Source organism: Cupriavidus lacunae (assembly GCF_003353055.1).
Taxonomy (GTDB): Bacteria; Pseudomonadota; Gammaproteobacteria; order Burkholderiales; family Burkholderiaceae; genus Cupriavidus; species Cupriavidus lacunae.
On sequence record NZ_QKWJ01000179.1, the window covers coordinates 1 to 4,651 of the forward strand.

Below are 4,651 nucleotides of genomic sequence, written 5' to 3' on the forward strand. Positions count from 1 at the left end.
TGCCCCGGCTCGTCCGCTCTTGCCTTCCCGCTGATTGGCCATCGCTTCACTCCCAGTGATCGTGAAGCTCCTACCTTCTCATCGCCGCCCTCTACTCGCCAGACGGGTTCCGCTGACGGTTACGGTGGCGACACCTTGTTCGCGTAAGCCAGATCGACTGCGACTGAGCGAATCAGGATGTCTAGGCCATGCGATTCCGCGCAGCGCATCCAATGATTTGGCCTTCGTGGGGACATGGAAGCGCTCGATGAGGACGGGCACGTCCGCGTTGGGAGACCGCAGCGCGCCAGCAAGGCGGCGACTAAAGGTTCCGGTGCATTGCCGTTGCTGCAGCGCAACGCGCGAGCTTCGATTCGTCTGCCAGGGACAGCAAAACTCGCCTCTGCCAGTGCCGGCGTCTTAAAGTTCAGCCGTCACGTCGGCCGACGATGACGCATTGGCCGGATCAAGCCTTCAGCCAGCGAGCAGCCCGAGCTTAACCAAGTCGAATAGCGCCACGACATCGAGGACATGGTCGCAGTGTATTCGCGCAGCACGTTCTCATTTGGCGCGATCGCGAGCAACAGCTTGCCAGCGAGATCGCCGGACAACAGGCTCGCGTCGTCGGGGCGCGTCAGTCATATCCCGACGCGAACTGGGCAGCTATGACCGTAACGGTCGGCAGTTCGGCCGTCTTCCGTCATCGCGCCTGGTTGGCAACGACGCGCCCGCCAAATAGTTCACAACATGATAAATCTTTCTATACTGTTAGTGCCATTTTCATGCAGTGGAGGGAAGCCATGAAACTTGCAAAAGTCGTTTTGGTTGTCGCCATACTGATTCCGGCCGGCAGCGCGTTTGCTGCGGATACGGTCAATGACGCGCAGATTGCGTCGATCGTGGTCACGGCAAATCAGGTCGATATTAACGCCGGGAAGCTGGCAAAGAGCAAGGCCTCGGCCAAGGATGTCAAGGCCTTTGCGCAGCAAATGATCACGGATCACACCGGTGTTAACAAATCCGCGACTGCGCTAGTGAAGAAGTTGAAGGTTAAGCCCGAAGACAATCCGACCAGCGCAAGCCTCAAGTCAGATGGCGACAAGAACCTCAGCAAGCTCAAAGGCCTTAAGGGTGCCGAGTTCGACAACGCTTATATCGACAACGAGGTGGTCTATCACCAGGCAGTGCTCGATGCCATTGACAAGACCTTGATTCCAAGCGCCAAGAACGATGAACTGAAATCATTGCTCGTGAAGGTGCGACCGGCATTGGTTGCCCATCTTGAGCACGCCAAGCAAATCCAAAGCTCGCTCGGCAAGAAATGACCGACCACTTGGCACGTTCCGAAACGCGGCTCGCCGCCTGGCTCAGGGTTGCTGTAATAGCTGCGCCGGTAAGCTGCTCGACGCGTGCCAACCCGGTTACCCATACCGTACTGATAGAGGCCACTTCATACAAACCGCTGTCATTCCCGGTACAGCGTGGGAGACATCGTCGTCTGGATCAACGAGGACCCCTTTCCGCATACGGTGCCAGCATCGAACGGCAGATTTGACTCGAAGACATTCGGCTCAGGGAAGTCTTGGAAATACACGGCAAGAAGGGATGGCGTCGTTCCATACATCTGTACTTTGCATCCGAACCAGCGGGCACGCCGCGCGTTGGCCATGTAGAGGCGAGTGCTAAGGGTAAGCCGGCAGGTGGTGAGTAGATGGAGGGTTTTCAAGCGCCAGGGCCATGGCCTGCATACCATGCAAACGTTGCGTTCTGCCGGCACTTAGGGCTATGAATGTCAGTGATCGCGCCGCCGTGCATCCTCATGCGGCGTCCCTTTTGTCCTGGAACTCGGGCAGCTGCGCCAGGTTTGCGTGATCAAGCGTATGGGCGCCGATGTCATTGCCGCGGTGACCCACTCACGCAGTTCCGCGGCTTTCATCGAGGGCGAGGGCGAGGGCGGTACGCCGCTCGTAATCCCCAGACATTTGACCCTGCAATCTGGCCTGACACCACATAGTTAGTCGCGCTGAAGCCAAACTCAGCGAGCACCGGCCTCGCGTGGCGCTGTACGTTGCGAAAGCTTCATCGAAGGTTGCTACGGAAATACCCAGCCGGAAACGTCGCCGCGGAGGCACGGCATCAGTTCGCGCATGGACATGGCGCGATATTCCAAGCGGCCCATCCGCGTCCACCTGCTGACCGAAGCTGCTTGGGGCTCACTGTCAGGTCGCGGAACGGTGTGCGCGGACCACGGTCAGGTGATGCATAAGACATGCATGGCTCCTCATCCTATGCAAATTCTGTAAGAGCGGCGCGACGAAGGGGGATCGCTGCACATCATGAAGCACGTTTCGTGACTTCAACGCCGCTACGGTCTCAACCAACAATCTCGTTCTCGATCGGTCTTCTTGACCATGGAAGGCGTTCCGGCTCCCGGACTTGGGCTGAATTTGCCCATGTCCCCGGACGAGGTCACGGGGGAAACCGTGGGCTGAGCGGCGACCACTTGATGGAATGGGTGGTGCCCAGCGATGCTTGGCCGTCCACGCTACTCCTGCGGGAGACCGTTCGACGATCCTTCGTACTGGTGCCTGTGGCGCGCAGCGAAAACCTCGATTCGAGGGCACTTTCCACACATTGCTTGCAAGTTTTTCAATGTCAAAGCTCCCCAAACTGCCATGCGTCCCAGGTCCGGCTCGGCACGGTCCTTTTGGAACGGGAATTGCTGAGTTGATACTGATGTCTCTCACCATTGGGCCGTCATGCTGTCGCTCCTTCCGCTCTCGCCTCGAGCCGCGTTTGAACTAATGCGGGACACGGTCAATTCTTGGCTTGACGACAATGCCCCGAGCATGGGGGCGGCTTTGGCCTACTACACCGTTTTTTCTATTTCACCGTTGCTGCTGATTGTCATCACTGTTGCAGGAGTGGTGTTCGGGGCGGAAGCGGCGCGCGGGGAGGTAGTGGGTCAACTTCAAGGACTGCTGGGGAGCGAGGGAGCCAAAGCGGTGGAAGACATGCTGTTGGCGGTGAGTGAGCCGGCTGCCAGTACGCTGACTGCGGCGCTTGGTGTGCTGGTATTGCTAGTCGGTGCGACCACAGTCTTTGCTGAACTGCAGTCAGCGCTTGACCGAATCTGGCGGGTACCAGACTGCCTCAAGAGTTCGGGCCTCTTTTCGCTGCTTCGCGCGCGCATGCTCTCCTTTGGCATGATCCTAGGCATCGGCTTTTTACTTGTTGTTTCTCTAGTGCTTAGTGCTGGCATTTCAGCGATGGGCCGCGTGTGGGAAGGTGAGGCGATTGGGCACATCCTGGACACGATGGTCAGCCTGGTGCTGATGACTGTGGTATTCGCCATGATCTACAAGATCATGCCGCGCGCGAAAGTGCGCTGGCTGGACGTTTGGCTCGGCGCTGCAGTCACCGCGCTGCTTTTTACACTAGGGAAATTCCTGATTGGCTTGTATATCGGCAAGAGCGGTGTCGCGAGCGGATATGGCGCAGCCGGGTCCCTCATCGTACTTCTTGTGTGGGTGTACTACTCTGCACAGATCTTTCTGCTTGGCGCCGAGTTTACGTGGCAGTACGCGCAGAGGTTTGGATCGCTAAAAGACGGCCCACGGAGACCATCGCTTGCAACGGCTACCGAGCGTCAAGCAGGGGAGGGTAGTAGCCTGCGTTCAAGAAGGGCCTTGATGGAAGATGCAAACGCGGCAAAGTCCCAAGAATGGCAGGAGGGGCTGATGACGCCAATTGTCGCAATCTATGTCGAAGAGATTGTTCGTGCAGCCACCGGAGCGGGGGACGGCGGTCAGCCCACAGCGACCGCCATTGCAGATGCCGCAGAGAAAGCCTTCGTGCATTTCAAGACATCGGCAGGACGAGACAAAAAGAAGCAACGTGCGTTGTTAAGCGAGTTGTCGGGTTCGCTGACGGTCGCCGAGCAGTCTGGCCGATATTCAGCTGCAACCCGAGAACTCATTCGATTCGGTGTGGCTTACGTGGACATCTACTGCAAGTCTTGACTTGATGTGACCAATCGCGACGATTGTTGCTTTGAGAGCGGGTGGGCCCACATAGCTGAGTATCCGCGCGCTTCGGCGTGGTCGGCTTGAACTGAATCGCCCCGGATTTTGAGGAGGCTCCAAGTCTTGAGAGAATGGAGCCATGAACAAGCAGAACAAGCATTCCCCCGAAGTCCAAGAGCGGGCTGTTCGCCTGGTGCGAGAACAACTCGGCGAGCATCCGTCGCTATGGGCGGCGGTCCAGGCCATTGCCCCAAAGATTGGGTGCTCGGCCCATACATTGTTGAAATGGGTCAAGCGTGACCAAATTGATAGCGGTGAACGCGACGGCGTAACGACGTCAGAACGAGAACGCCTCTGACCAAGATAAGGCCAAATTGCTATCATAAGCCTTGGGGTTATGAAAACACTTCGCCTTATTCGGATTAAGAATAAGCAGTTCAGGCCGTGAACGCCTGCCCAAACTGCCTTGCCCGCTTGACGTCGTCGCTGTGGAGATAGCGCAAATGTGCTGCAGCACATTTACGCTATTACCGGCCGAAAGGTTTTATGCGCAGTAGCCGAGGTAAAGGCCTTGTAGGCAAGTCCCCAGCGTTGGTTTACTGCACATAAAGTTTCATGATGGGAGTCCTGGCGGCCATCGGGGCCGC

The 4,651-nt window shown here is 57.5% G+C and carries 2 protein-coding genes and 2 pseudogenes; 3 read left to right on the forward strand and 1 reads right to left on the reverse strand.

Features of this window, described 5'->3' with window-relative positions:
* Positions 1–413: 413 nt before the first annotated feature.
* Positions 414–590, reverse strand: a complete 177-nt coding sequence (locus tag DN412_RS43695) for a hypothetical protein (protein WP_161564132.1) — start codon at positions 588–590, stop codon at positions 414–416.
* 189 nt (positions 591–779) lie between these two features.
* Between DN412_RS43695 and DN412_RS42170 the strand changes: the two genes are divergently transcribed.
* From DN412_RS42170 to DN412_RS42185, 3 genes and pseudogenes are all read left to right on the forward strand, one after another.
* On the forward strand, positions 780–1,304 hold the full coding sequence (locus tag DN412_RS42170; RefSeq protein WP_115216898.1) for a DUF4142 domain-containing protein: 525 nt from the start codon (positions 780–782) through the stop codon (positions 1,302–1,304).
* Positions 1,305–2,738: 1,434 nt separating this feature from the next.
* Positions 2,739–3,590, forward strand: a pseudogene (locus DN412_RS42180) (YihY/virulence factor BrkB family protein); the annotation flags it as partial.
* A 553-nt stretch (positions 3,591–4,143) separates the two neighbouring features.
* Positions 4,144–4,359, forward strand: a pseudogene (locus tag DN412_RS42185) (transposase); the annotation flags it as partial.
* Between the last annotated feature and the right edge of the window lie 292 nt (positions 4,360–4,651).

Bases quoted from the DNA above. Each gene is read 5' to 3' on its own strand.
- DN412_RS42170 (WP_115216898.1), top strand. From the start codon at position 780: ATGAAACTTGCAAAAGTCGTTTTGGTTGTCGCCATACTGATTCCGGCC.